The 25,267-nt window shown below is 62.8% G+C and carries 20 protein-coding genes; 4 read left to right on the top strand and 16 right to left on the bottom strand.

The window, feature by feature from the left end; translation table 11 throughout:
- Position 1: 1 nt before the first annotated feature.
- From ACSQ12_RS19110 to ACSQ12_RS19095, 4 genes are read right to left on the bottom strand one after another with little or no spacing between them, the layout of a single operon-like run.
- Positions 2-3,133 carry a glycoside hydrolase family 2 TIM barrel-domain containing protein gene (locus tag ACSQ12_RS19110; protein WP_174182142.1) on the bottom strand — a complete coding sequence of 1,044 codons (3,132 nt, stop codon included), beginning with the start codon at positions 3,131-3,133 and terminating at the stop codon, positions 2-4.
- Entirely contained in the window at positions 3,130-4,035 is a 906-nt protein-coding gene (locus ACSQ12_RS19105) for a carbohydrate ABC transporter permease (RefSeq protein WP_028271805.1), read from the bottom strand. The genes ACSQ12_RS19110 and ACSQ12_RS19105 overlap by 4 nt, the downstream gene beginning before the upstream one ends.
- On the bottom strand, positions 4,032-4,991 hold the full coding sequence (locus ACSQ12_RS19100; protein ID WP_028271804.1) for a carbohydrate ABC transporter permease: 960 nt from the start codon (positions 4,989-4,991) through the stop codon (positions 4,032-4,034). Before ACSQ12_RS19100 ends, ACSQ12_RS19105 begins: the two co-directional genes overlap by 4 nt.
- The gene (locus ACSQ12_RS19095; protein WP_028271803.1) at positions 4,988-6,328 is read right to left on the bottom strand and encodes an ABC transporter substrate-binding protein; all 1,341 of its coding nucleotides are present in this window, start codon (positions 6,326-6,328) and stop codon (positions 4,988-4,990) included. Before ACSQ12_RS19095 ends, ACSQ12_RS19100 begins: the two co-directional genes overlap by 4 nt.
- A 122-nt stretch (positions 6,329-6,450) precedes the next feature.
- Here ACSQ12_RS19095 and ACSQ12_RS19090 point away from each other — a divergent pair, with 122 nt between their 5' ends.
- Entirely contained in the window at positions 6,451-7,110 is a 660-nt protein-coding gene (locus ACSQ12_RS19090; RefSeq protein WP_028271802.1) for a TetR/AcrR family transcriptional regulator, read from the top strand.
- A gap of 551 nt (positions 7,111-7,661) precedes the next feature.
- Here ACSQ12_RS19090 and ACSQ12_RS19085 read toward each other — a convergent pair.
- The 12 genes from ACSQ12_RS19085 to ACSQ12_RS19030 form a co-directional block, all read right to left on the bottom strand.
- Positions 7,662-8,690: an ATP-dependent 6-phosphofructokinase gene (locus ACSQ12_RS19085; RefSeq protein WP_436066504.1), complete on the bottom strand. Its 1,029-nt coding sequence runs from the start codon at positions 8,688-8,690 to the stop codon at positions 7,662-7,664.
- Positions 8,691-8,824: 134 nt separating this feature from the next.
- Positions 8,825-9,943, bottom strand: coding sequence for a transaldolase (tal, locus tag ACSQ12_RS19080; protein ID WP_436066503.1), 1,119 nt, complete (start codon positions 9,941-9,943; stop codon positions 8,825-8,827).
- A gap of 223 nt (positions 9,944-10,166) precedes the next feature.
- On the bottom strand, positions 10,167-10,448 hold the full coding sequence (locus tag ACSQ12_RS19075) for an HPr family phosphocarrier protein (protein WP_436066502.1): 282 nt from the start codon (positions 10,446-10,448) through the stop codon (positions 10,167-10,169).
- Positions 10,449-10,553: 105 nt separating this feature from the next.
- Positions 10,554-12,062, bottom strand: a complete 1,509-nt coding sequence (locus ACSQ12_RS19070) for a PTS ascorbate transporter subunit IIC (RefSeq protein WP_436066501.1) — start codon at positions 12,060-12,062, stop codon at positions 10,554-10,556.
- A gap of 39 nt (positions 12,063-12,101) precedes the next feature.
- The gene (locus ACSQ12_RS19065; protein ID WP_436066500.1) at positions 12,102-12,374 is read right to left on the bottom strand and encodes a PTS sugar transporter subunit IIB; all 273 of its coding nucleotides are present in this window, start codon (positions 12,372-12,374) and stop codon (positions 12,102-12,104) included.
- A 50-nt stretch (positions 12,375-12,424) separates the two neighbouring features.
- Positions 12,425-12,916 (bottom strand): PTS sugar transporter subunit IIA, encoded by a 492-nt coding sequence (locus ACSQ12_RS19060; RefSeq protein ID WP_436066499.1) that lies wholly within the window; start codon positions 12,914-12,916, stop codon positions 12,425-12,427.
- A 118-nt stretch (positions 12,917-13,034) separates the two neighbouring features.
- On the bottom strand, positions 13,035-14,048 hold the full coding sequence (locus tag ACSQ12_RS19055; RefSeq protein WP_436066498.1) for a LacI family DNA-binding transcriptional regulator: 1,014 nt from the start codon (positions 14,046-14,048) through the stop codon (positions 13,035-13,037).
- Positions 14,049-14,119: 71 nt separating this feature from the next.
- The gene (locus ACSQ12_RS19050) at positions 14,120-14,779 is read right to left on the bottom strand and encodes a nucleoside/nucleotide kinase family protein (protein ID WP_436066497.1); all 660 of its coding nucleotides are present in this window, start codon (positions 14,777-14,779) and stop codon (positions 14,120-14,122) included.
- 63 nt (positions 14,780-14,842) lie between these two features.
- Positions 14,843-15,892: a rhamnose ABC transporter substrate-binding protein gene (locus ACSQ12_RS19045; RefSeq protein ID WP_436066496.1), complete on the bottom strand. Its 1,050-nt coding sequence runs from the start codon at positions 15,890-15,892 to the stop codon at positions 14,843-14,845.
- Between the two features lie 36 nt (positions 15,893-15,928).
- The gene (locus ACSQ12_RS19040; protein WP_436066495.1) at positions 15,929-16,990 is read right to left on the bottom strand and encodes an ABC transporter permease; all 1,062 of its coding nucleotides are present in this window, start codon (positions 16,988-16,990) and stop codon (positions 15,929-15,931) included.
- A 2-nt stretch (positions 16,991-16,992) separates the two neighbouring features.
- Entirely contained in the window at positions 16,993-19,629 is a 2,637-nt protein-coding gene (locus ACSQ12_RS19035; protein WP_436066494.1) for an ATP-binding cassette domain-containing protein, read from the bottom strand.
- 516 nt (positions 19,630-20,145) lie between these two features.
- Positions 20,146-21,114: an AAA family ATPase gene (locus tag ACSQ12_RS19030; RefSeq protein ID WP_436066493.1), complete on the bottom strand. Its 969-nt coding sequence runs from the start codon at positions 21,112-21,114 to the stop codon at positions 20,146-20,148.
- Between the two features lie 724 nt (positions 21,115-21,838).
- Here ACSQ12_RS19030 and ACSQ12_RS19025 point away from each other — a divergent pair.
- The 3 genes from ACSQ12_RS19025 to ACSQ12_RS19015 all read left to right on the top strand — a co-directional run bounded on the left by ACSQ12_RS19025 (position 21,839) and on the right by ACSQ12_RS19015 (position 25,100).
- Positions 21,839-23,014 carry a nucleotidyltransferase domain-containing protein gene (locus ACSQ12_RS19025; RefSeq protein WP_436066492.1) on the top strand — a complete coding sequence of 392 codons (1,176 nt, stop codon included), beginning with the start codon at positions 21,839-21,841 and terminating at the stop codon, positions 23,012-23,014.
- 684 nt (positions 23,015-23,698) lie between these two features.
- Complete coding sequence (locus tag ACSQ12_RS19020; protein WP_436066491.1) at positions 23,699-24,265, top strand: SLATT domain-containing protein; 567 nt, start codon at positions 23,699-23,701, stop codon at positions 24,263-24,265.
- A gap of 268 nt (positions 24,266-24,533) precedes the next feature.
- Entirely contained in the window at positions 24,534-25,100 is a 567-nt protein-coding gene (locus ACSQ12_RS19015) for a recombinase family protein (RefSeq protein ID WP_436067029.1), read from the top strand.
- The last annotated feature ends 167 nt before the right edge of the window (positions 25,101-25,267 follow it).

The following is a 25,267-nucleotide window of genomic DNA, read 5'->3' as shown; positions in this document are numbered from 1 at the left end:
GTCATTCGGAGGCCGCCAGGCGGAAGGTGAGCGTCCGCGCCTCCGGCGCCAAGGCGGACTCGGGCCAGACATCCGGGCCACACGAGCGAGTGCCGAGCCCGTGCTGGGCCGCGTCGAGGTATAACCATGAACGCGTGGCCGCGGGCAGCTCATGCGGGTGCCGGGCCGCGGCGAGCTCCTGGGCCGTGTACCGGCTCAGGGTGAAGCCCGGCAGGCGGCCCCGCGAGTCCGCGAACGCGTCTACCCGTACCCACGGCTCCGAGCCCCGGAGCAGGTCGAGGGAGCGCATACCTCCGCGGTGACCGGTCTCCTGCGGGCACGCATACGGCACGGCGAGCTGATCGATCCCGGCTGCGTACCGTCCCACAAGCGCGGCTTCGAGGCTGTCAGGGTAGGACTCGTGCGGTCCCAGCCCGAACCATGACGCCGCGTCCACGTCGGCGGGCAGCCCGAACCGCACACCGACACGGGGCCACACACCGTCCCAATCGGAGGATGGCAGAATGTCCACCCGCAGCCACAAACCTTCGGGGTCGAGAATCCATTGCTCCTCGACGGTGACGGTGCGCACCTGGTCCGCCGCGGCGTACCGGGTGCGCACGCGGAGGGCACGGTCATCGAGCACTTCGACTGCCTCAACACGCCCGTGCAGCCGGTCCAGACCGGCCGCGTGCCAACGCGCTGCCGACGAAGGCCCGGGAGCTCCTACACCCGGGATGCCGTCTGCGTCTGGTGCCCAAGGGTCGGTGTCGATGTATCCGCCCCGGGATTCGCCGCGGTCATTGTCCGTGGGCGCCCGGAACAGCTCAAGCCGGGGCCCATCCACAGGGAGGCCAGCGAGTGTAACGAGCCGCCCTTCATCGAAGACTGCCGGCCCGAGCTCCAGGAGCCCGGCGCCTTCTCCCGGCCGCCAATTTCCGCCCAGGAGCCCGGCTGCAAACGGCAGCGGGCGCCTCGCGGGCGACGCGAGGCGGCCCTGCGCTGAGGCGACTTCGTGCCCGGAATGCGCCCACCCGGCATCCTGCTCGAGGACCGCCTCGACGGTCACCCATACCTCTCCAGTGCATCCCTCGGCGGACACCGGAAGGGGGACCGCGGCCGAGGCGCCAGGGGTGAGTGGGCCGCCGTCGAGCCCATCGACGGCGAGCTCACCGGAGGCGACTGGTTCGCCGTCGTCCTCGATCCGCCAGCGAAAGACCATGTCTCCCAGATCCGCGCTGTGTCGCAGGTTGGTCACCCGTATAAAGGGCTTGCCGCCCGGCTCGAGCCCGTCAAAGGCAAGTCTCACGGGCGCCACGACGGTCTTGAACTCATATAGTCCCGGCGAGGGCGTGGAGTCGGAGAGGATGAGGCCGTCGAGCACGAAGTTGCCGTCATGGATTTCCTCGCCGAAGTCGCCGCCGTAGGCGAAGTATTCGGTGCCGTCCGCGGTACGGGCGGCGATACCGTGGTCGCGCCACTCCCAGACGAACCCGCCGTGCAGCCGCGGGTATTTCGCGATGAGGTCCTCGTACAGCGATATGTTCCCGGGCCCGTTGCCCATTGCGTGGACGTACTCGCACAGAATAAACGGCTTGGTCCGCTGCCGCGCCCCCTCGGCAGGGGAGCAGCCCAGCAGCGGTGTGGTGTCGCCGTCGCGGCCGATTGTCTCCACCTCGGGCAGTGTCGCGTACATGCGGGAGTACACGTCGGTGTACGCGCCGGCGTAGTCGTTCTCGTAGTGGACTGGTCTGCCCGCATCCCGTGCATGCACCCACGCGGACATAGCGGCGAGATTCTGTCCTGTGCCGGACTCGTTGCCGAGGGACCACATGACGATCGAGGGACGGTTCTTGTCCCGCTCCACGGTCCGTTCGATCCGGTCAAGGAGCGCCTCGCGCCACATCGGCTCGTCGCTCGGGTTCCGGGCCCAGCCGTGCCGCTCGAACCCGTGCGTTTCGAGGTCGCACTCGAGGATTACCCAGAAGCCCATCTCGTCCGCGAGCTCGAGCAGTCGCGGGTGGGGCGGGTAGTGGCTGGTACGGATTGCGTTGACGTTGGAGCGCTTCATGAGCGCGAGGTCCTCGCGGGCGAAGTCCTCGTCGAAGACGCGGCCGAGCGTGGGGTGGGTCTCGTGGCGATTGACACCGTGGAACACCACTTTGCGTCCGTTGACCAGAAATTGGTCTCCCACGATTTCTACGGTGCGGAAGCCGATCCGCAGTGACACCGTCTCGGCCTTGCTGGCCACGGTCGCATCGTAGAGCCGCGGGGTTTCGGCGGTCCAGGGCTCGACGGCAGAAACAGGTACCGGTGCAACATCACCGGGATTGGCCCACTCGACGTCGATGCCGAGCTCGGGTACGCGGAGGCGAACAGGGTACGACGATGCCGGCGCTTTCACTTCCGGTTCCAGGGTCCCCGCCCCGTCGTTGTAGCCGGTCCGGAGCCACACGTCCTCGATGCCATCGGCCGGGCGGGACAAGAGGGTCACCGATCGGAAAATTCCCGGCAGCCACCACTGGTCTTGGTCTTCGAGGTAGCTGGAAGCGGACCATTGATGGACGCGGACTGCGATGGTGTTGGTACCTGTGCTGACGGCGTCGGTGACGTCGAACTCCTGGGCGAGGCGACTTCCGGCGCCCCATCCGATCTCTGTGCCGTTGACCCATACCTTGTACCGGGATTCGACGCCGTCAAAGCGCAGGACGACGCGGCTCTCGCCGCCTGTGTCGTCGGCCTTCCAGCCGTCGGGCAGCTCGAACGTACGGCGATAGTCCCCGGTGGGGTTTTCGTCGGGGACGAACGGCGGGTCGATTGGGAACGGGAACTGCACGTTCGTGTAGATCGGGCGGCCGTACGATCCGTCGCCCTGGAGCACCCAGTGGGAGGGTACGGTCAGCGACGCCCACGAAGAGTCGTCGTACTCCGCAGCGGCCATCGCCTCCGCGGCCTCCCCCGGGGACAGCACCCCACGCCCGCCGGGTGTTCCGGGGACTCCCTTGAGGAGTCGGAATCGCCATTGCCCGTCGAGGGACAGGGACGGGGCGTCGGTGTGAAGCCAGGAACGGGCCGGTTCTCGCCGTCCTTCTCCCGGGCCCGGGTCGGTGACGTAGGCGGTGGAGGCTGTGGCCTCCGCTGGACGGGGGCTCATTTGACGGCTCCTTCTGTGAGGCCTCCACGCCAGAAGCGCTGAAGGACGATCATGGCGATGGCGAGCGGGATGACAGACAGCAGTACGCCGCCGGTGGTCAGCTGGTAGAACTCCGGGAGCCGGTCTGCCTGGCTAAGCCAGTTATTCAGACCTACCGTGATGGGGAACAGCTTCGAGTCGGAGAGCATCACCAGCGGCAGGAAGTAGTTGTTCCAGATGCCCACGAGCTGGAACAAGAACACCGTCACCAGGGCGGGAGTGAGAACCCGCAGCCCCACGGAGTGGAAGATGCGAAGTTCGCCCGCGCCGTCGATTCGCGCAGCCTCCAACAGCGCCGGATCCACTGTTGCCTGCGCATAAACCCGACACAGAAACAGGCCAAACGGCGAGACGAGTGAGGGCAACAGGACGCTCCAGTACGTGTTGGCGATGCCGAGCTGGCTGAAGAACAGAAACAGGGGCAGGGCTGTGGCGGTGCCGGGGACGAGGACGCCTCCGAGGACGAGCCCGAAGATGAGACTGTTGCCCCGGAAGTTGTACTTGGCCAAGGCGTAGCCGCCAGCAGCGGCGAAGTACGTCGCGGCCAATGCGCCAACCCCTGCATACAGAATTGAGTTGAGGAACCAGCGCACAAAGACGCCGTCCCCGTAGGAGAGGACGTTCGCCAGGTTGTCCCATAGGACGAAATTAGGCGCGAACAAGAAACCGTTGGTCGCGAACAGGTCTCCGCTGGTCTTGGTCGCAGCGACCACCACCCAATAGACCGGGACCAGGAAGTAGAGCGCGGCTACGACAAGCAGCCCCGTGACAAGAATCGTTGTGGAGCCCGGGCGTCGGCGCCGCGTCACAGGTGGCTCCCCGGCGACGCTCTGGGGCCGGCTAAGGGTGGGAGTGGCAGTCATGAGGACTTCCTGTTCGTGAACCGGAGGAAGGTGAAGGAGAGGATGAAGGCCGCGAGGGCAATGAGCACGGCCTGGGCTGCGGCGACGTTGTAGTCGTTGTATGCAAAGGCAGTGGTGTAGGCGGAGAGGTTCGGGGTGTATTGGCTGTCGACGGCCGGAGCCACAGTCTGAAGGACTTGCGCCTCGGCGAAAAGTTGAAGCGTGCCGATGATCGAGAACACCGTTGTGAGCACGAGAGCGGGCCGGATAAGCGGCAGCTGAATGGTCCACGCGACACGGAAGGGCCCGGCACCGTCCACGCGCGCAGCTTCATATATCTCGCCGGGGATCGACTTAAGCTGGGCTATGACGATGAGCATGTTGTAGCCCGTGTAGCTCCACGTAACGATGTTGGCGATGGACCACAGCACGGTGTCCGGGCCGAGGAAGTTCACGGTGAGGCCTACGGACGTGGCAGCGTCCACGAGCGGGCTCAGGCCCGGGACGTAGAGAAAAGACCAGAGAATGGTCGCGATGACACCCGGCACGCCGTACGGCATGAAGTAGGCCGCGCGGAAGAACCCGGGCCACTTAGCCGAGGCCGACTCCAGCAGGAGCGCAAGGACTGTACATAGGGCGATCATGACAGGAACCTGGACCACGCCGAAGAGCAGTACGCGGCCGATCGAGGCGAGGAAGCTACCGTCCCCGAGGGCGCGGGCATAGTTCTCGAACCCCGCAAACCCGGAGTGGACGCCCGTCTCGCCGAAGAGGCCACTGCGGGTCACTTTCGTAAAGCTCGAACCGACAGCAGCGATGATCGGGAAGATGAACGTGAGGGCAAAGAGCGCCAGGAAGGGCGCGAGCAGTATCCAGGGTGCACGGGTGACGACGCGGCGCTGCTGCCTTGCCCGTCCGTGCCCCTCCCGCTGGACTGCTGACGGATGTGCTTGTGCGGTATCTGCCGTGGCGCTCATGCCTGCTCCTTCCTAATCGTCAGACCTTTGTTCCTGAAGGCGGTCATGATCTGCTGCTCGGCGGCTGCTACGGTGTCGACTAGGCTCGTGCCCGATGCCTTACGGCGGAACCCGTCGCCCAGGATGTTGAAAGACTGCGTGGTGACGGGCCACCAAGACCAGTCCATGTTCTGCGACTTACTCGCCGGCACGATCACGTCCTGGTTGTAGTTCTGCCCCCCGAAAAAGTCGGAGGGCCTCTCGCGCTTTGCACCGATGATGCCCGGCACGGGCGACCATCCGATGCCACTGTTGGCGATCTCGGCGTCGATGCCGGCCTGCGTGGACGTCATCCAGACAGCGAACTCGAGGGCCTCGCGGGGGTGCTTGCTGTTAGCCAGGACCGCCGCGGTGGAGCCGCCGAGGTAGCTTGAGCCATACCCTCTGGGGTCCCAAATGGGCATGGGCGCCACGCGCCACTTGCCCGCTCCGCCGCTGACGCTCTGCACAAGGGCATCGGCCCAGCTGCCGCTCGTGAGCGACGCGAGCTCCCCCTTCGCAGCCGCCGCGTACCAGCCGGGGGTGAAGGGTCCATAGGCGGTGGTGACGATGCCGTCGTCGATTGCCCGGTCAAAGAAACGCGCGACGTTCAGCGTTGAGTCGTCGGTCATGTTGATGACCCATCCGTCCTCGGCTGGGCGCAGCCAGGAAGCGCCAGCCTGTGCGGCGAAAGAGACGAAGTAGGAGGTGTCCGCGAGAGAAAAGCAGTCGATGTAGGCGTTGGCACCGCGGAGTTCCTTCCCAACGGCTGCCCACTCCTCCCAAGTCACCGGTGCCGCCGCGCCTACCTTGGCCAGGACGTCGGGGCGGTAGAACGTGGCCATCGGCCCCGAGTCCTGGGGGATGCCGTAGACGCCCCCGGAGAAGCTCACCTGGCTCCAAAGTGCGGGGTCATAAAGGTGTGCGTATTCACGGGCACCGTAGCGCGAGAGATCCACGAGCCCGTTGACGAGCATGAACTCAGGAACGGTACGCATTTCAACCTGCGCTAGGTCAGGGCCGCCGCCCGCCGCTAGCGCGGCGTAAAGCTTGGAGTACCCACCACGGTTGCCGCTGGGGATCCAGACCGTCTCAACCTGGACATTGGGGTGGCTCGCGTTCCAGATATCGGCGACCTTCTGAACATTCTTGAGCCAAGACCAGTACGTGAGTGTCACCTTCTCACCGGTACTGGCCGCAGGAATGGCAGGTGCGGCATTGACGGAAACAGTGCCCGGAGTGGCGCATCCGGTGAGAAGGGCAAAGGCGGAGGCGCCGAGTCCACCGCAAAGGAGTTGTCGTCGTGTCAGAGATGGCATGAGTCCCACTTCGTTATGGTCAGCGCCGCGGACACGGCGCCGGGGCCGTGCGGCCCGACGTGACAAGGCTAACACAAAAGCTGAGTGGATGCTCAGTTTTTAATGAAACTAGACTGGATTCCATGACTAAGAAGGCGAACGCACGCTCAGGCCCGCGCGGCCCCTACGCCAAGACCGCTGAGCGCCAACGGCAAATTCTTGAAGCCGCCGTAGAGGTCTTCGGGTCACGGGGCTACAACGGCGGCAGCATCCAGGACGTCGCGGACCGGGCAGGGATCAACCAGACCACGCTCCTCCACCATTTCCCCACCAAGGCTCAGCTGCTCGTGGCGGTGCTCGAGTACCGCGACCGGATCTCCACGAGCACCCCGGGCACACGGGAGCGGTTTGCCGAAACCATCGTGCGGCAGGCGAAACACAATGAGCGGATTCCCCACCTCGTAGAGCTCTACTCCGTCCTCTCCGGAGAAGCCACGACTGAGGACCACCCGGCCCGTAACTACTTCGTCCAACGCTTCGCCCGGCTTCGGAAGGAATACAGTGGGGAGCTGCGGTACCTCGCGAGCATTGGCCGGCTTCGGCCGGGCGTCGACCCAGATGTCGCGGGCCCTACCATCGTGGCTCTATGGGAAGGAATTCAAACCGAGTGGCTCCTCAATCCTGACACCGTGGACGTGCCCGGCATCCTCAAGGGCTACCTCGACCTGATCCTTGTGCCGGAAGAAAATGCAGGGTGGTCATCTGGTACCGAGACCCCCGTGGAAGCGCTGAATACACTTTGAAGACGATGCTTCACTAATCGGTTCCCGATAGAGGCGGCCGCCGTTCCCCGCCACGGGGCCACGGCAACGCCGAGAATGGATATTCGGTCAAGTAGCTATCGGGTAATGCCACGAAGCAGGAGCCGTGTGAGGGTTCCCGCACGCCTTGCCCGTAAAAGTTTCTCTGAGGTCGCCTCGCCCTAGAGCAGCGTTGGACAGGGTGACGGGGAGCGCGGGCAAGTTGCGGCGCCGGTCTGGCGTCAGAATAGCGCGAAATTCCGCATTGTTGACGGTGGCTCATGATGTTCTCAGATCCCACCCTGACAGTTGGAGGGGCAGGAAACCGAGCTGCGGTAGCCCGAGAACTATCAAAATAGTCCGAAGAATCAGGTCTTGATGGAAGTCGCTTAGCGAAGGGGCGGGTGATGTCACCTCCTGCGGTTCGTCAGGTGTCTGAGAACCAGGCCGGAGCTCCACCTACGGGGCAAGTCTTCCCACGTCAGGCGCCCCGACGTCAGGTTGGGGTGTACTTCAACCTGAGAGGGTCTAGGCACGCTGGCTCGTTTTTCACCTCAGCCAAAGAGGAGGCTGGCTTCGTTCCATCGTTCCTGAGGTACGGTTTTGAGGCTTCCTACTGCGGTGTCGAGGTCAACTGATTCGATGGCTGTGCCTTTGAGGGCCACCATGGTGCCCCAGCGGTTGTTGGTGACTGAATCGACTGCTGCCATGCCCAGCCTCGTGGCCAGGACGCGGTCGAATGCTGAGGGGACTCCTCCGCGCTGTATGTGGCCAAGCACTGTGGCGCGGGTTTCGATTCCGGTTCGTGCTTCTATTTCGGGAGCGAGCTTTTCGCCGATTCCGCCCAGCCGCGGACGCCCAAATGTATCGAGCCCGCGCTCGGAGTGTGCAGTCATTTGGCCCTGTTCGATGAATCCCTCAGCTACGACGACAAGCGGAGCCCGGCCGCGTCGCTGGGCGTTCTGGACCCAGGTTGCTATCTGGGCTGCCGTTACGGGTTGTTCGGGGATGAGGATGGCATGGGCGCCCGCGGCCATGCCTGCGTGGAGGGCGATCCAGCCGGCATGTCGTCCCATGACTTCTGCGACCATGCAGCGGTGGTGTGATTCGCCGGTGGTCCGGAGCCTGTCGATGGCTTCCGTGGCGATCTGGACGGCGGTGTCGAACCCGAAGGTGTAGTCGGTTGCTGCCAGGTCGTTGTCCACGGTCTTGGGAATGCCGACAAGGTTCAGTCCCTCTTGGGACAGGCGCGCGGCCGCAGCCAGGGTCCCTTCCCCGCCGATGGCAATGAGGGCATCGATACCCTGTGAGTCGAGGGTCGATTTAATCTTGAAGGCGCCGCCGTTGGGTCCGTCGAATGGGTTGGTCCGTGAGGTTCCCAAAATGGTGCCTCCCTGCTTGGAGATCCCCCGTACCTTGTCTCGGGGAAGTTCCAGGACGTCCCCGTCCACTACTCCGCGCCATCCGTCACGGAACCCGACGAAGGTGTGACCGTCGGCTTTGATGCCTTTGAGTACGGCCCCCCGGATGACCGCATTCAGTCCGGGGCAGTCGCCCCCACTGGTCAGGATACCTATCTTCATGCTGGAACTTTCTTCAGTGGAAAGCGGACGTGAATCACCGCCCAGATCCTGTAAAGGGCCAATGGCGGAGCAATGCTGGGATTAGGAAAAGATGATGGGACACGCAAGGGCAGCCCTAGAGTAGCCAAAGGGACTTAGGCAGAAACCTTTGGTGCAGTGGCCAGAGCTGTCTCGACATCCGCGAGCAGTTCCTTCCAGCTGGCCACGAACTTGTCCAGCCCTTCCGCTTCAAGGAGCGCGACGACCTCGTTGTAGGAGACTCCCACGGCTTCCAGTTCACTAAGGACCGCGGAGGCTTCTTTGAAGTTGGCGGAAACGGTGTCGCCGGTGATGACTCCGTGGTCGAAGGTGGCGTCCAGCGTCTTCTCGGGCATGGTGTTCACCGTGACGGGGGCGACGAGTTCGGTGACGTACATGGTGTCCGGGTAGACCGGGTCCTTCACGCCGGTGGAAGCCCAGAGGGGGCGCTGGGGGAGTGCACCGGCTGCGGCCAGCAGGCCCCAGCGTTCGTTAGCGAAGAGCTCTTCGTAGACCTGGTAGGCCAGGCGGGCGTTGGCGATGCCGGCCATTCCCTTGAGTGATCTGGCCTGCAGCGTGCCGATGGCGTCGAGGCGCTTGTCGATTTCGGCGTCCACGCGGGAGACGAAGAACGAGGCCACAGAGTGGATCTTGGAGAGGTCGTGACCGTTTTCCTTGGCCTGTTCCAGGCCGGCCTGGAAGGCGTTGATCACGGCGCGGTAGCGCTCCAGCGAGAAAATCAGGGTCACGTTGACGCTGATGCCCTCGGCCAGGGTAGCGGTGATAGCCTCGAGGCCCTCAAGCGTGGCCGGGATCTTGATCAAGACGTTGTCCTTGTTGACCCTCTTGTACAGGTGCTTGGCTTCAGCGATGGTGCCTGCCGTGTCCCAGGCCAGGCGCGGGTCAACCTCTATGGAAACACGGCCGTCCACACCGTTCGTGGCGGCGGCGATCGGGGCGAAGAGGTCGCAGGCGTCCGCGACGTCGGTGGTGGTGATCTCGAAGATCGTCTCCTCCACGCTGGCGCCCCGGGCGGCGAGGCCGGCGATGGCAGCGTCGTAGTCGTTGCCGGACGTAATGGCAGCTTGGAAAATGGAGGGGTTGGTGGTCACGCCGACCACGTTCTTCTCTTCGATGAGCTTGGCCAGGGTGCCGGTGTCCAGGCGTCCGCGGGAGAGGTCATCGAGCCAGATGGAAACTCCGGCGTCGGAGAGCTGCTGGGTGGGAGTAGTCATTGTCTTTTATCTCCTGGGATTTGGGAGGTGGGAGGGGCAGAAACGTCCGATTATGCTTCTTTGTTAGCGCCGCTTTGTGATGGTCATTGGCTTTTGTCTGGTTGGGGGAGCCTGTGCTACCAGGTGGGGCGCTGGCGCTGAGTCCCGGGGAGCTCCGGGAGTCAGCGCCAGCATTGCCTGGATGACTTGCCGAGACGAAGACTAAAGGCCTTCGTTGCGGCGGCTAGCTGTGTGCGTCGTGGTCTGTCTGCAGGACCTGTACCAGTGAATCCAGGGCTTCATCGGCCCCGTCTCCTTGGGCCCGGAGCACGACTGTGGTGCCGTGGGTTGCCCCGAGCCCCATCAGCGACAGCATGCTTGAGGCATCAACGGCTTCGCTTTCCGGGACGCCTTCCAGTGCGATGGTCACTTCGAGGGGGAGGTTGCCTGCTGCTTCGGCAAAGATCGCGGCGGGCCGGGCGTGCAGACCCACCCGGCTTGCGATGGTGGTGTTGCGTTCTGTCATCGTGGTGGTCCTTTTGGTGATGAGTTTGCGGTGTCAGAAAGGGGTGCCTTCACGTTCACTTCAGGCGAACGGGTGAGGTGCACTGTAGCGGCGTGTGCAGAGGGGTTACACCGATCTCTTGGTGGCTGCTTCTTTGGCGGCTGCTTTTTCCGCTGCTTCTGCTGCTTTTTCTTCGGCGATCCAGACGTCGCGCTTTGCGCCGGGTACCCAGCCGGTGTTGACGACCTTGAGTTGGAAGATGATGGCTGAGCCGACCAGAGCCACGGCGATCAGGATGGTCAGGACGACTCCGAGTGTTGTGCCGCCCCGGAGGCTCAGGCCGATGAGGGTGCCGAACCAGCCGAAGTCGGCATCACCGAATGTGCTGTTGGACAGGCCAAACTGGCCGAGCACGAGGAGGAGGATGGCGGGGAGGATGGTGATGATGATGCCGTTGACGAAGCCGCCAAGGGCGGCACCGCGGCGTCCGCCGGTGGCGTTGCCGTAGACGCCAGCGCCGCCGCCGGTGAAGAAGTGCGGAACCATGCCGGGGAGGATGAGCGCGAGCCCGAAGACGGGGTTCAGCCACACCGCCAGGACACCGAGTGCGAGGAGTCCGCCGGCGAATGAGCTGAGGAACCCGATCAACACAGCGTTGGCGCCGAAGGGAAAGACGATGGGAATATCCAGTGCCGGTTTGGCGCCGGGAACCACTTTTTCCGCGATTCCCTGGAAGGCGGGGACGAGTTCGCCCAGCACGGTGCGGACGCCGTAGAGGATGATCGCGACGCCGACGCCGAACTGGAGTGCCTGGGCGAAGCCTGCCATGACGAAATCTCCGGCGTCGGTGGCCTCGAAGATCGCGAGTGCCTTGTCCAGGGGGAGTGCGATGAGGCCCCAGATGGTGAAGACCATGTAGATCAGGACCATGGACACGGACGTGGCGACCATGGAGTCCCGAAGGAATTTCAGTCCCTGCGGGAACTCGATGTCCTCGGCCGATTTGCTGCGGCGCCCGACGGCCTGGCCGGTTGTGGCTGCGGCGATGTAGCCCAGTGACCCGAAGTGGCCGATGGCGATCGCGTCGTTTCCGGTGATCTTCTTCGTCCAGGGGTGAAGGAACGCGGGCATGACCACCATGATCACTCCGAGGAGGACAGCGCCGATCAGGACGACGAGCCAGCCCAGGTTTTCGCCGAACCCGACGGAGAGGACGACGGTGATCATGGTGGCCATGAACACCATGTGGTGCCCGGTCAGGAAGACGTACTTCAACGGGGTGAACCGTGCCAGGACCAGCATGATCACGAAGCCGAGGGTCAGTACATAGGCACTTTGGGCTCCGAACTGGTCCTGGGCCATCGCGGTGATGACCTCGTTGGTGGGGATGACGCCTTGCGCGCCGGTCACCGCGAGGATGAGCTTGCCGAGCGGGTCAAGGGAGCCGACGACGACGGTGGCTCCTGCGCCGAGGATCAGGAAGCCGACGGCTGCTTTCAGTGCCCCGCCGATGACTTGTCCTGCGTTGCGCCGCAGCGCCATCAGGCCGACGGCGGTGATGATGCCGATGAGATAGGCGGGCACGTTCAGGATCTGTTGACCGATGAAATTGAGAATGACGACGAGCCAGTCCATGATTTGTGCTCCTTTCCGGGTGGGGTGTGGGGTGGTTGGTTACTGGACGGCTTCGCTGAGCTTTGTTTCGATTTCGTCGAGATCGAAGAAGTTGTCGATGATGATGACCTTGGCCGGGACCTGTCCGAGTTCGCCGGCGAGTTCATCGGAGGTGAGGACGACCTGGGCTGTCTGCGCCGCGCCCTTCGCTACCCCAATGTCGGCGGCTTCGACCTCGGCGTCGATCCCGAGCTTCGCGAGGACTTTTTCGGCGTTCATCTTGAGCAGGATTGATGTGCCAATGCCCATTCCGCATACTGCAACGATTTTCATGGTGGTGCCTTTCGTAAGGGTGGATCTGGAGTTGTTGTTTGTTTCGGGGTTCAGGAGGATGCGGCGGCAGCTTCTGTGAGGATCGTGCGGACTTCGTCGTCGGTTGTTGCCGCGTCCAGGCGGACCCGGACTGCTTTGTTGGAGAGGACTCCGGCCATGGCTTTCAGGACTTCGATGTGCGTGTGGTGGTCGGTGGCTGCCAGGCCGATGACCAGAGTGACCGGATCATTTTTTGGGTGCCCGAATTCGACCGGGGTGTCGAGGCTGACCCAGCTGAGTCCGCCGTGAAGGACCGCGTCGGACGGGCGTGCGTGGGCGAGGGCGATGCCGGGCGCGATAACAATGTAGGGGCCGTGCTCCTCGACCGCGGCAATCATCTGGTCCGTGTAGTCGTTGGTCGTTGCACCTCCGGAGACGAGTCCGTCTCCGGAGAGGCGGATAGCGTCACGCCAGTTCGTTGCGGTTGCTTTTGTCGAGATGGAGCAGAGGGATTCGGCGAGGTTGAGGGCCACGATGGGACCTTTCTGTGTGTTTTTGGGCATGGGTCATCACTTGGACGGCATTCGGGTGTTGAAGGAGGTGCGGGGGCATGACGGCATGAAGTGCCGTCAGCGGGGGGAGCTGGGGGTAGTGCGGGCGTGTTAGCTGCCGGGAGGGCGGTTAGATGCCTTTTCCGCCGGAGTCCCGGACGACCAGTCGGGGGGTGAGGCGTACTTCGCGGGGCTTGAGGTCGGGTTCGCGGATCCTCTGGAACAGCATTTCGGCTGCCAGGGTGCCGAGTTCTTCGATGGGCTGTGCCATGACCGTCAGGCGGGGATCGAACAGGTCAGCCCAGGGGAAGTCATCATAAGCCACCAGCGCCACGTCATCCGGTACTCGCAGGCCCAGTTCGCGAAGGGCTTTCATGGCACCGATGGTCATTTGGTTGTTGGCTGTGATCAGCGCCGTTGGCGGTGATTGCAGTGCCATCAGTGCCTTGATCGCCTGCGCGGCGGGTTCGGCCTCTGAGTGGCCGTCCCGGATCAGTCCCTGGTCCAGTCCGATCCCTGCCCGTTGCAGTCCGAGAATGTAGCCGTCGAGCCGCTCGATGGTGGTGCGGAGCCCAGGCCGTCCGGAGATCATGGCGATCCGGCGGTGGCCGCGTTCGGTCAGGTGCCGGACAAGCTCCGCCGTGGGTTCGGTGTTTTCCACGCCGATGGCGTCCACGGGCTGTGAGGGGTCCAGTCTTTCCGGGACCCGGTCAATGAGGACGGTGGCAATTTTCCGGCGGGAGATCTGGCGCAGGGCCTCCTGCGGGTCAGCGGAGGGGGCGAGGATGATCCCTGCCGGACGCTGTGCGAGCAGATCCCTGACGGCGCGCAGTTCCCGCTGGGGGTCATCGTGCGTGTCGGCCAGGACCAGGCTGTAGCCCAGCTCTGTCACATGTTTTTCGATGGAGTGGACAACTTCTCCGAAATACGGGTTGGACATTGCTGAGATGGCAAGGCAGATGGTGTGTGTCTTGCCGGTACGCAGGGATTTCGCGATCCCGTCATTGACGTACCCGGTGGCCTCGATGGCCGCGGTGACGGCCTTCTCGGTTTCCGGGGCGATACGGCGGGTTTTGTTCACGACGTGGGAGACCGTGGTCTGTGAAACGCCTGCGACTTGTGCCACTTCGCTCATGGTCACCATGTGATCTCCTTTCGCCGTCCTTATTGTTCCATCCGCCGTCAGCTCCGACTGCATGGTGCCTGGTTGGGCCGTCATGTGAGCCGGACGATGAGGTCGGCGGAGCCCCTGGTGGTCCGGATGAACTCCGCGTTGGGTTCATCGGACCGGTGGACCCATTCCACGGCCTTGGACAGGGCCTTGCCGAAATGGACATGCCGGTCGATGAGTCTGGTCAGGCGGAGCTCGTCGGGGGTTTCCAGGTACCAGACCTGGTCCAGTTCTGCCCGGACCGCCTTCCACTTGGGGTCGGGAGCGAGCAGGTAGTTCCCTTCGGTGATGACCACGGGATGTTCCCTGGGCACGGGGATGGACGCGGCGATGGGTTCTTCCAGTCCGCGACGGTAGGCCGGTGCGTAGACCACATCTTCCTCGCGGGATCTGATCCGCTGCAGCAGGGAACGGTACCCGCCGACGTCGAACGTGTCGATGGCTCCTTTTCGGTCCAGTTTCGGGGAGTCCTTGATGACGTCGTGACCGAGGTGGAACCCGTCCATGGGAACCACCACGGCGCGGTCGCTGCCCAGCGCCTGCGCGAGCTGTTCGGCGAACGTGGATTTCCCGGCACCGGGCGCCCCGCACAGGCCAAGGATGATCCGTCCACCGGGCACCAGTGCCGTCAGGATCCGTTGCACCAGCTGGTCAACATTGGCCTCCAGGGTCTCCGGGACCGGCTGCTGCTTGCTCAGCTCCATGAATGTAGCTCCTTGTGGATTGGTGTCTGCGGCTGGCCGGGGCCCGGTCAGCCGCAGGGGGCATCAGAACGCGAATTCGTCCACGTTTGCGGGGGTGACGATCTTGGCCGGTCCGAGGATGACGGTCTTTTCGTCGCCGACGGTGTAGGAGCCCAGCGTGCCGGCATCGAATTTTTCGCCGGCTTTCCCGGTCACGGTGCAGCTGGCGGCGGCCTTGGCGGCGTAGAAGGAGAGGTAGCCCAGATCGGTGACGTTCCACCAGATGTCCTGGACGTTGCCGGTCTGGATCTGCTTCTTGATCAGGGACGCCGGTGCAAGACCGGTGAGCTTGACCTTGCCCAGGGCGCCGATTTCATCAAGAGCCGTAGCTGCCGCAGGTAGGGAAATGCCGGCCGGGACGATGATCCCCTTGAGGTTCGGGTGGGTGGTGACCAGTTCCTTGGCCCGGTTGGCGCTGACATCTGCCTTCTCTTCGCCGTAGACAACGTCGACGAGCTTCATGCCGCTGAACTTCGCCTCACTGCCAAGTCTTTTCTTGATGTCCTCGATCCAGGCGTTCTGGTTGACCGCTGTCTGGGTTGAGGAAAGGATGGCGAATTCGCCGGTGCCGTCCAGGAGGTCGCTCATGCTGTCCAGCATCCCGGTGCCCAGTTCATCGGTCTTGGCCTGGTTCACAAACAGGGACCTGGCATCGGGGGCGACGTCGGAATCGAAGGTGATGACCTTGATTCCCTGGGCCTGTGCCTTCTTCAGTTCCGCGGCGGCACCGTTCAGGTCGCTACCTGAGATGGCGATGACGTCAACTTTTTGGGAAATCAGCTGCTGGACAAAGGGAATTTGGGCCGCGCCTGTTGCCTCGCTGGGGGAGGTGTAGACGACCTTGTTCGAGCCGCCCAGTTCGGTGGCAGCCTTCTGAGCGCCGTCCCTAACAGTGGTCATGTACGGGTCATCGCCGAGCTTGGGGATGTAACCGACGGTGATGTTGTCCTTGGGGGTGCAGGTGGCCGACCCGGAGGCGGCGGTTCCGCCGGAGGGTGTGCAGGCAGTCAAGGCAAGGCTGGCGAGGCTCAGAACGGCGAGGCCCGACAGGGCAGCGCGTGCAGGTGTACGCATGAAAAAATCTCCTATGATTTCGTGGGGTTGAGCTGTTTATTTGGTGGGTAGAACGGTTGTGGCCGGTTCGGGGGCCGGGTTGCCCAGTTGCTGGGCACGTGTCCTGCGGCTGGCGAGCAAGGCTGAGGTGCGGTTGGCGATGTTTGCCATGAGCAGGGAAACGATGAGGACAAGTCCGACGACGGCGGCTTGGCCGTAGGCGCCGAAGTTCTGCAGCTGGAGCATGCTGCGGATGGCGATGACGACGACCAGGGCCCAGAACACGCCTGTCATTTTTCCTTTGCCGCCCAGGAAGCTGACGCCGCCCAGGAACACGACGGTCACGACGTCCAGTTCGTAGCCGATGGCGCCGTCCGGCGCTGCTGAGGAGGTGATGCCGACGTGGATGATGCCGGCTAGGGCCGCGACAAGCCCGGAGGTGACGAACAGCTGGAAGATGATCCGGGATTTCCTGACGCCGGAGTACGAGGCCGTGTCGGGGTTGCCGCCGATGGCGAAAACGCGCCGCCCGAACGGTGTCTTGTGCAGCACGATGTAAAAGACCGGCGCCAGGAGCAGGAACGGGAGGATGGCTGCCGGGATGTAGGTGCCGAGGATTGAGTCGTTGCCGAGGGAGATGATTTCCGGAGGCATGTTGCTGATCGGTGTGCCCCCGACGAGCACATAGCAGAGCCCGCGGAACAGGGCCAGGGTGCCCAGGGTAACCACCAGGGACGGCAGGCCCAGGACCGCGACGAAGAAGCCGTTGAGGGCGCCGCAGGCAAGCCCGACGGCCAGTGCCACGCCGGCCGCAACCATCGTGGATCCGCCCGACTGGACGGTGAGGCCGAAAGCGATGCCTGCCAGACCCGCAGTGCTGGCAACCGAGATATCAATTTCGCGGGCGATGATGAGGAACACCAAAGGCAGCACCATCAGCGCTTTCGCGGCCATGCGGGCAACAGATGAGCCCAGGTTGTAACCGTCCGCGAAACCCGGGGTGGTGACGGCGGCAATGATGATCAGGGCGATGGCGAAGGCTCCGAGCAGCCCTTCCCAGGACAGAAGCCGGGACTGAAGGCGCTGCGGCCACCCGGCGGCGGTGGTGGTTGTTGACATGGTCAGTGTCCTTTCGCCTTGTTCCGGCGGCTGTGGAGTACGACATCCACGGAGACTGCAGCGATAATGGCGGCTCCGTAGACTGCCTGGAGGTATTGGTCCGGTACGCCCGCGATGGTCAGGACCTTCCTGATCGCCAGGAGCCCGACCGTGCCGATCAGGACGCCGACAACGGTGCCGGATCCGCCCCTGAGGGCGACTCCGCCGACAACGACGCCGGCGATGATCGCTGTCTCGAGTCCGAAGGCGACCTGTCCGTCCACGAAGGGGTAGTAGGAGGCCCACATCGCGCCGACGGCGCCGGCCAGCAGTCCTGAGATGGTGAAGGCGGCCAGGGTGCGGCGCTTGGCGGGGATGCCGATCAGTTCCGCGCCGGCTGGGTTGGACCCGGCGAAGTACGTTTCGCGGCCCTTGGCGGTCCACCAGAGAATGAATCCGGCCAGGGCGAACACGACGATGGCGCTCAGTTGCACGGGCGAGATGCCCAGGAGGGGCTCTTTGGTCATGGTGAGCCACTCCGCTGGAACCTGTTCGGGCTTGACCCGGTCTCCTGAGGAGATGATGCTCAGGACGCCCCGGTACAACGCCAGTGTTCCCAAGGTCACGACGATCGAGGGAACACCCCCGTAGGCGATGACTGCCCCGTTGAAGAGACCGCAGAGCAGCCCTACCGCGAGAGCGACGCCGATGCCCAATAGGATCGGAGCGTCCGGCGCTGCCCTCATGGTGGCGGCGGAGGCGTAGGCGGCAAGGCCCAGGGTCGAGGCCACGGAAAGGTCAATGTTCCGGGTGAGGATCACCAGCATTTGGCCGATCCCCACGATCCCGAGCATGGCCGAGTAATCGGCGAGGTCGTGCAGGTTATCGCCGGAGTAGAAGTTGGTGTTGAGCAGGCTCAGTGGTGCCACCACGGCCGCCAGTGCCAGCAGCAGTCCAAGTTCCCGGCGTCCCAACGCCTGCCGTATCCACGAGAGGCTGCGGCCCCACGCCGTATCCGCGGCCTGTTGCGGCAGTGCTGGCGTTGGCTTAGGCGGTTCTTTGGTTGAGGTGGGTTCCGTTGCGGGTTCCGGGGTGCTTCGGGTGGAGGCGTGCAGGCCGGTCGCTGCCAGGCCGATGTCGTACTGGTTGGCGTGTTCGCGGTCGAACTCAGCGACGAGGTCGCCGTGTTTCATCACGTAGATCCGGTCGCACGCCCCCAGAAGTTCGGGCATGTCCGAGGAAATCAGCAAGATGGCGATCCCCTGGGCGGAGAGTTCACGGATGATCCGGTGGACTTCGGCTTTGGCCTGGACGTCGATGCCCTGCGTGGGTTCATCCAGGATCAGCAGCTTCGGCTGGGTCGCGAGCCATTTGGCCAGGACCACCTTTTGCTGGTTGCCGCCCGAAAGATTGCCGATCGGCTGGTCGTAGCCGGCGAACTTCAATTTCATCCGCTCCAGCGGGCCCTGCACCATGGCGAGTTCGGCTTTGGTGCTGATCAGGCCCCATTTTGTGGCCTTGCCGACAACAGGCAGCGTCGCATTGTCCAGGATGGTGAAGTCTTCAACGATGCTTTGGCCGCGGCGGTCCTCCGAGACGTAGGCGATTCCTTCAGAGATGGCATGGGCCGCTGACCTGATGGTCCGTTCGTGGCCGTTGAGCAGGATCTTGCCTGACGTGGGTCGTTCCATCCCGAACACGGCGCGCGCCACTTCAGTGCGGCCGCTTCCGATCAGCCCGGCCATTCCCACGACTTCTCCTGCCCGGACGTTTAGATCAATATTCCTGAACTTTCCGTCGGAGGTGAGTCCCTGAAGTTCCAGGACGGTGTCTCCCAGGACGGCAGCCGACCTTTCATACAGGTCACCCAAGGCGCGGCCGACCATGAGCTTCACAATTTCTTCTTCGGCGACTTCCGATGTGCGGCGAGTATCGACGAAGGCACCGTCACGGAGCACCGTCAGGCGGTCTGAAATCCTGAAGATTTCCTCCAGCCGGTGACCGACGAACATCATTGCCACGCCCTGCTCCTTGAGGCGGTCGATCACCTCGAACAGGCGGTCGACTTCGGCCGTGGTCAGGGCAGCGGTCGGCTCGTCCAGGATCAGGACCTTCGCGTCGGAGACCAGGGCCCTGGCGATTTCGACGAGCTGCTGCTCGGACACCCGCAGGGATCCCACGGGCATCGTGACGGGCCGTTCGAGCCCGAGCTTGGCAAGGACCTTTTGAGCCTCGGCCTTCATCCTGGTGTGGTCCAGCAGGCCGGTACGGGAACGCAGCGGCTGCCCGGCGAAAACGTTCTCCGCGATGGACAGATCTGCGAAGAGGCCGGGGTGCTGATGAACCACCGCCACTCCGTGCTTGTGCGCCTCCAGGGCGGTTGAAAAGTGGACGTCTTCCCCCGCGATGCGGACGGTGCCGCCGTCGGGTTGGTAGACGCCGCCAAGCATCTTCACGCACGTGCTCTTGCCCGCACCGTTTTCCCCCACCAGGGCCAGAACTTCCCCGGTGAACAACTGGAAAGACACATCCGAGACGGCGACAGTGTGGCCGAAGATTTTCGAAACGCCTGCGAGCTCGGCAGCCGCTACCGGGCTGTACGGCTCAAGGTCGCGCACCCCGTCGATGCCGGGAGCATGGGTTGTCCGTGTTACATCCACGATGATGTCCTCCAAGAAATTCACGGCCGGGCAGGTCGAGAAGCATTCGAATGCGCATTCGTATGCGCAGTCAGGCAATCGTATGCGCATGTGAACTGGATTACAAGACGGGATGCAATATTTACCCCAGCAAGGGGAGGCGGGCGCGTTCAGCTTCGCCTCCTTGGGCAAAAGGAACCGGCAGCCGCAGCTGGCAGAACCGCTTGCTGCCAAAAGCGCCGGAGAACCTCTGACGGACAACGCCCACCGTCTGGCGGGGGACTTCACAGCTGATGATGGTCGGGTTACTCGTCCAGCCTCACTGTCCCGCCTTGTCCTCTGCCGCGCAGGACGAGGATGACCCCGGATACAAACGCACGAAGCAGCGGCGGTACATCCGCCTAAGTGCGCCAGACCTTAAAAGCAGAACTGACTGAGCGGCCGTCTACGTAAACGGCTATAAGCGAGTGCATTGACACGTTTTCCGAGCCACTGCCCCGCCCTTTTTCAAGCGCCGATAACGGGCCTTCTGTCAGCCTACTGGCGGAGGTATTGGCGGAGTCCGGGGATTGCGAAGTCCACTTTGCCGTAGCCCGCGGATTCGATCAGGCCCGCAGCGATGAGCCTGTTCCGGTACTTGGAAATGACGTTGGGCTTGGCTTTGAGGATGGCGCCGATCTGACCGGCGGCAGAGGGGCCATCCTGGGCGGCCATCGCGTCGAGAAACTCGCGGTCTCTATCCGAGATGTCCGACAGTGCTGACTCTACGACCACGAAGGTGTTCCGTCGTTGGGCGGCAGCGATTCCACGCTGAACGCTCGTCTCGCCCAGTGTCCATCCTGCCTTGTCGGCTTCGAGCCAGAGGTAGTAGCCCACGAGCTGGATCAGGAAGGGATACCCTTCTGTCGCTTCAGCGGCTTGATTGATGAGGTCGGGGGAGATGCTGATGTCTCCCTGGCTGAAGAGCTCGCCGTACGATGCGGTGACTTCGGCGATGGCTGCTTCATGGAGATTGATCCTGTCGGCCCGCCGCAGGAAGGTGGCAACGCCTTCATTGAGGAGGTCGGACACCGCTGATGGCAGGCCGGCGAAAATCAGGCCGATGGGCAACCCGTCGCGGATGAAGTGCTGGGCGTCGGCGGCCAGCTGGGCGATTTCCGTCCTGTCGACGGCATGGATCTCATCGATGGTGATGACGAGTCCTGTGCCTTTCGCATCCAGCAGGCGCAGCAGTTCGTTCCCGGCCCGGCGCCAATCGACGGACCGTTCCGGGGGGAGTTGGGTTGTCGGTCCGAACCCTGCTGCTGAAAAGGCGGTGATCTTCCGGGATGGAGGCCCATCTCCGAGTTCGTCAAGGAGGCGGAGCATGTCGTCGCCGACCCCGGAGAGGAAGCCTGGCGTGGCTGTCCGGGAGATCACGGCCCACCCGTGATTCCGGGCGATGCCTTCGGCTTCGCTCAACATGACCGTCTTGCCGATGCCACTGGAGCCGGTGATGATGGTCAAGAGCCCCGGGGCGCTGATCCGCGGCTGGACCCGCCCGTCCTGCGTGGCCCAAGAACTCGCGCTCCGCTGCCTTTTTGACCAGGTCGAGATCATCCAAGACCTGTACGACCTGGACCTTCCGGACGGCTGGCGGGGCCTGCTGGAACAACACCATGCTCGAAGACACGGACAGCGAAATGCTCCGGTCCTGACGCCAGGAGCAGCCGCTTTTCGGCCACTCCCCCGCCCGTTGGTTAAATGCCGATAATTATGATTACGTAAAGTAAGTAGGCTGATAGTTGCATGCGAGCTGTATTTCGCGACCACCGTACCTGTCAACGTTTGGCATTTCAACACGCCGTCGCACCAGCGACGCGCTGGACATTAAGTGTGGCTAAGTACTCCACAGGGTGTGAATTTCATCCGCAAAAACGCCGGGATTCCGGACGTCGGGCAGCCCCGAGCCTGTGGATTAAAAGTGCATTAAATGACATCCTTGTAATACATCATCTTGGGGTTCCACTGAGCCCTCCGCACTACATGTAGTGTTCTACATGTGCCTGAAGTTGGGCGCGAAAAAGCCTCAGGGTAATCCCGCCCTAAGGCTAGAGGCTACCGACTGAGGCCATTTTCGTTTCCCATGCGACCGGGATGAAAAGAGCCTACATCCTCAAGACTTGCTCAAGACAATGTTTCGGCGAGTCTTACGGAGTGTCGGAAGCCACACCTAGCAACTAGGAGTGGCATGACCATTTCACTTGAACGCGCACAGCTCGACGACCTGGAAAAGGTGCTTGGTGCCGGCATTTCCTCTCTGGACATCTCGGCAGAGGAACGGGCTCAGGTAATTGCCCGCTATAACAGCCTGGGTCAGACCCTCAGCGAACACTGGGCCGAATCAACGGCCGAGAACGCGGTGTATGTCCAAGGCTCTTTCGCGCTAGGAACTGTGACCCGCAGGATTCACCGCAATGACGACGTCGACATCGATCTCGTCGTAGTACGCGGCATTCAGACCTCGTCAACCACTCAGGCGGCGTTAAAAACAGACGCTGGCACCGGCCTGCGCAAGTTCGTTGCATCTTCACATCCCAAAGCATTGCTAGAAGAGAGCGAGAGGTGCTGGACGCTGGAATATCCGGGGATGCACATGGATGTACTTCCTGCAGTTCCCGATGCATCCTCGGAGCGCGGGTCGGACGACGGGATCCTAATCACTGATCATGACGTCAGGTCTTGGCTCCGCTCCGATCCACTTGGCTACGCAAACTGGTTCCGGGACGTTGCGCTTAAGGAGGTGCTGGCCAAGGAAGCTTTCCTGGCCGAACGGGGGGTCGATGTCGCGGATGTGCCGGAATGGACGCGCAAGACAACGCTTCAGCTAGCTGTCCAGGCACTAAAGCGGCACCGGGACATCTACTTCACGGGCCGCCTGCAGAACCGCCCTTCGTCTATCATCATCACCACGCTAGCGGCGCATGCCTATCAGCTTGATCAGCTTGGCGGGAGCCTGTTCGATGTCATGAGGGCTATCGCCACCAATCTTGTCGACCACATTGAGGTGATCAACGGACAGTACGTGATTGCGAATCCGGTGATGCCGGAAGAAAACTTCGCCGACTGTTGGGTCAGTGAGCCTTGGCGGGCCGCGGCGTTGTTTGAATGGGCGGAGGCTGTATCCGAGGACATCAATGGAATCGCTGCACGCAGCGGCAATGACAATGTCCTAAAAGGGGTCCGGATGGTTCTTGGCGAGCATGCGGCCCTGGCCGGCGCCCGCGCTCTTAGCTATCCGCATGTTGAGGCCCGACGCTCTGGCAAACTTCGGACACAGAATGGGTTGGGAACCTTAACGGTCACTGGCCCCGCAAGCTCCACCCGGCCGGTCAAAGACCATACATTCCACGGGGGCCGGATGTGAGGAACGCAGGTCTTAGCCTTCCCCAACAAGCACTGGCTCTCAAGAGCGTGTATACCGGCAGCACCGTGCGGTTATGCCCAGGAAGCCTGGTCTGGCGTGGTCGACTGAAACCGTCAGCACTGTCAGCGCAATACCTGACCGAAGTTTCCCTCCAAGCAGGCGGGAATCCGGTAGTCAACATTATTGAGCCTTCGCTGCGACCAGATGAACACAGTCGCCTTCCGCACATTTGGGATGACGGGTCGCTATGCCTCAACACTGCAGGCCAGTGGTCTCCGACCATGCTCCTAGTCGATACCGTCCTCCCCTGGTCCTCGGAATGGTTGTTTCATTACGAGATGTGGAAAGGCACCGGCATATGGTTCGGCGATGGGGTCGCTGAAGAAGAGCCTGAGGCCCAGTCAAAGCTGTTGCACCCCCTAATTCCTACACAGGCGGGTGGAGAATCTGGCAAGGAACAGGCCTAATTGCGGCCGGCCAAAGACCCGCTCCTCAACCCAATCGGGAAGCGGCTTACTCTCTGGCACTCGGCCGACAAGCGCGCCGCCTCGGCTGCGATCGCACCTTGGCCAGCCAGCCAAGCAGGTTGGCAAGGGAAGACATGTGGAACGTGGAGGACTGGAACGATGATCGACTTTGCAAATTAGGACTTGGTGGGCATTGCTGGGCGAAAGGCACCTGGGAGTGAGAGTAGACGTTAACCTGGACTTAATCCGGGAGGAGTTCGGGCGGGTGGTTTACACCCATAAAACCCACGAAAAGGCTCGCGAACTGTGCACCCGCCACGCGACAGCTTCAAAGTGCGTGAACATCGTTCTAAATGCCCTGACCTTCGGGGGAGTATTGACGAGCGTTACAAGCGAGAACCGCGACCTCCTTTTCGTGGCATTGTTCTTTGCAACCTTGACAGCGGGCTATACCTTGTATCAGCTCAGCTTCAACCCCACCCAAGAAGCTGCGGAACACCGTGACGCCGCAAAGCGCCTCCTCAAAATCCGCGATGGCTATATCCACTTGCTAGCTGACGTAGAAGGGAACGCTTTGTCGGCCAAGGAGATCCGAAATCAAAGGGACGGTCTCAGCGCGCAGTCACAGAAAGTTTTCCTGACCGCCCCCGACACCAGCTCCAAAGCGTATAGCCTGGCTCGGCGAGCTTTGAAGGAGACTGAAGATTTTACTTTCTCCGACGAGGAAATCGACAAGTTCCTGCCTATGAATCTCCGCAGGACCACACAGAACCGAGTCTCGTAACAACCTACCCAGCCGGAGGTCGTCGCGGCCGCGGCGCCTTCCGTTGGAGCGGTCCCCCGTCGCCAGTGCGCTAAGCGTCCATGTCAACTGGTCGATCATGACCGGAGGACTCCGTTTCATCTCGCTGGAGTCTTTCAGTACCGAGGTCTGGGACTGCGTTCCTGCGGCCGGCCCCGGTCCGGCTCGCCCACCAAGAGTCATCGCATATTGACTGTTGTCCGGCAAGAGCCTGAAACTCAGAGTGACAGGTCCAAAGTTGGAGGCGCCGGTGGTCGGACAGCGGATAGGGTACGTGCGGGTGAGCACGCTGGACCAGAACGAGAAACGACAGCTCGACGGCCAGGTCCTTGACCGGGTCTTCACGGACAAGGCATCCGGCAGTGACACAGCCAGGCCACAGCTCACGGAATTGCTGCGGTTCGCCCGCGACGGAGACACCGTAGTCGTGCACAGCATGGACCGGCTCGCCCGGAACCTTGATGACCTACGCGCCCTCGTTCAGGGCCTGACACGCAAAGGCGTGCGGGTGGAGTTCGTCAAAGAGAGCCTGGTCTTCACCGGCGAGGACTCCCCGATGGCCAACCTCATGCTCTCCGTCATGGGTGCCTTCGCTGAATTCGAACGCTCCCTCATCAGGGAGCGGCAGCGGGAAGGCATCGCCCTGGCCAAGCTGCGCGGCGCCTATAAAGGTCGGAAGAAGACTTTGACGCCGGAGCGGGCGGCCGAGCTGGTCCATCGCGCAGGCAACGGTGTTCCGAAAGCCGTTCTTGCTCGTGATTACGGGATCAGCAGGGAAACGGTTTACCAGTACCTGCGACACACCGACCTGGAATGAACCGCTCCCCCGCCCGCGCCGTCGTGGTGCCCTGGCCAATGCGGCGTTGACGGAACGCTCATTATCGGCGTTCGGTTCCGGCTGTCACTAAACGAGAGAATTCTGCATCTATTCGCCATCAGGGAGATCATGGGTTGGGTGTCGGCTGGGCGTCGGGACCATCCATG

Origin of the sequence: Arthrobacter sp. LjRoot14 (assembly GCF_964253905.1) — a bacterium.
Classification (GTDB): domain Bacteria; phylum Actinomycetota; class Actinomycetes; order Actinomycetales; family Micrococcaceae; genus Arthrobacter.
The sequence above is the reverse complement of the archived record's forward strand: the minus strand, read 5'-3'. Positions and strand labels throughout refer to the sequence as shown.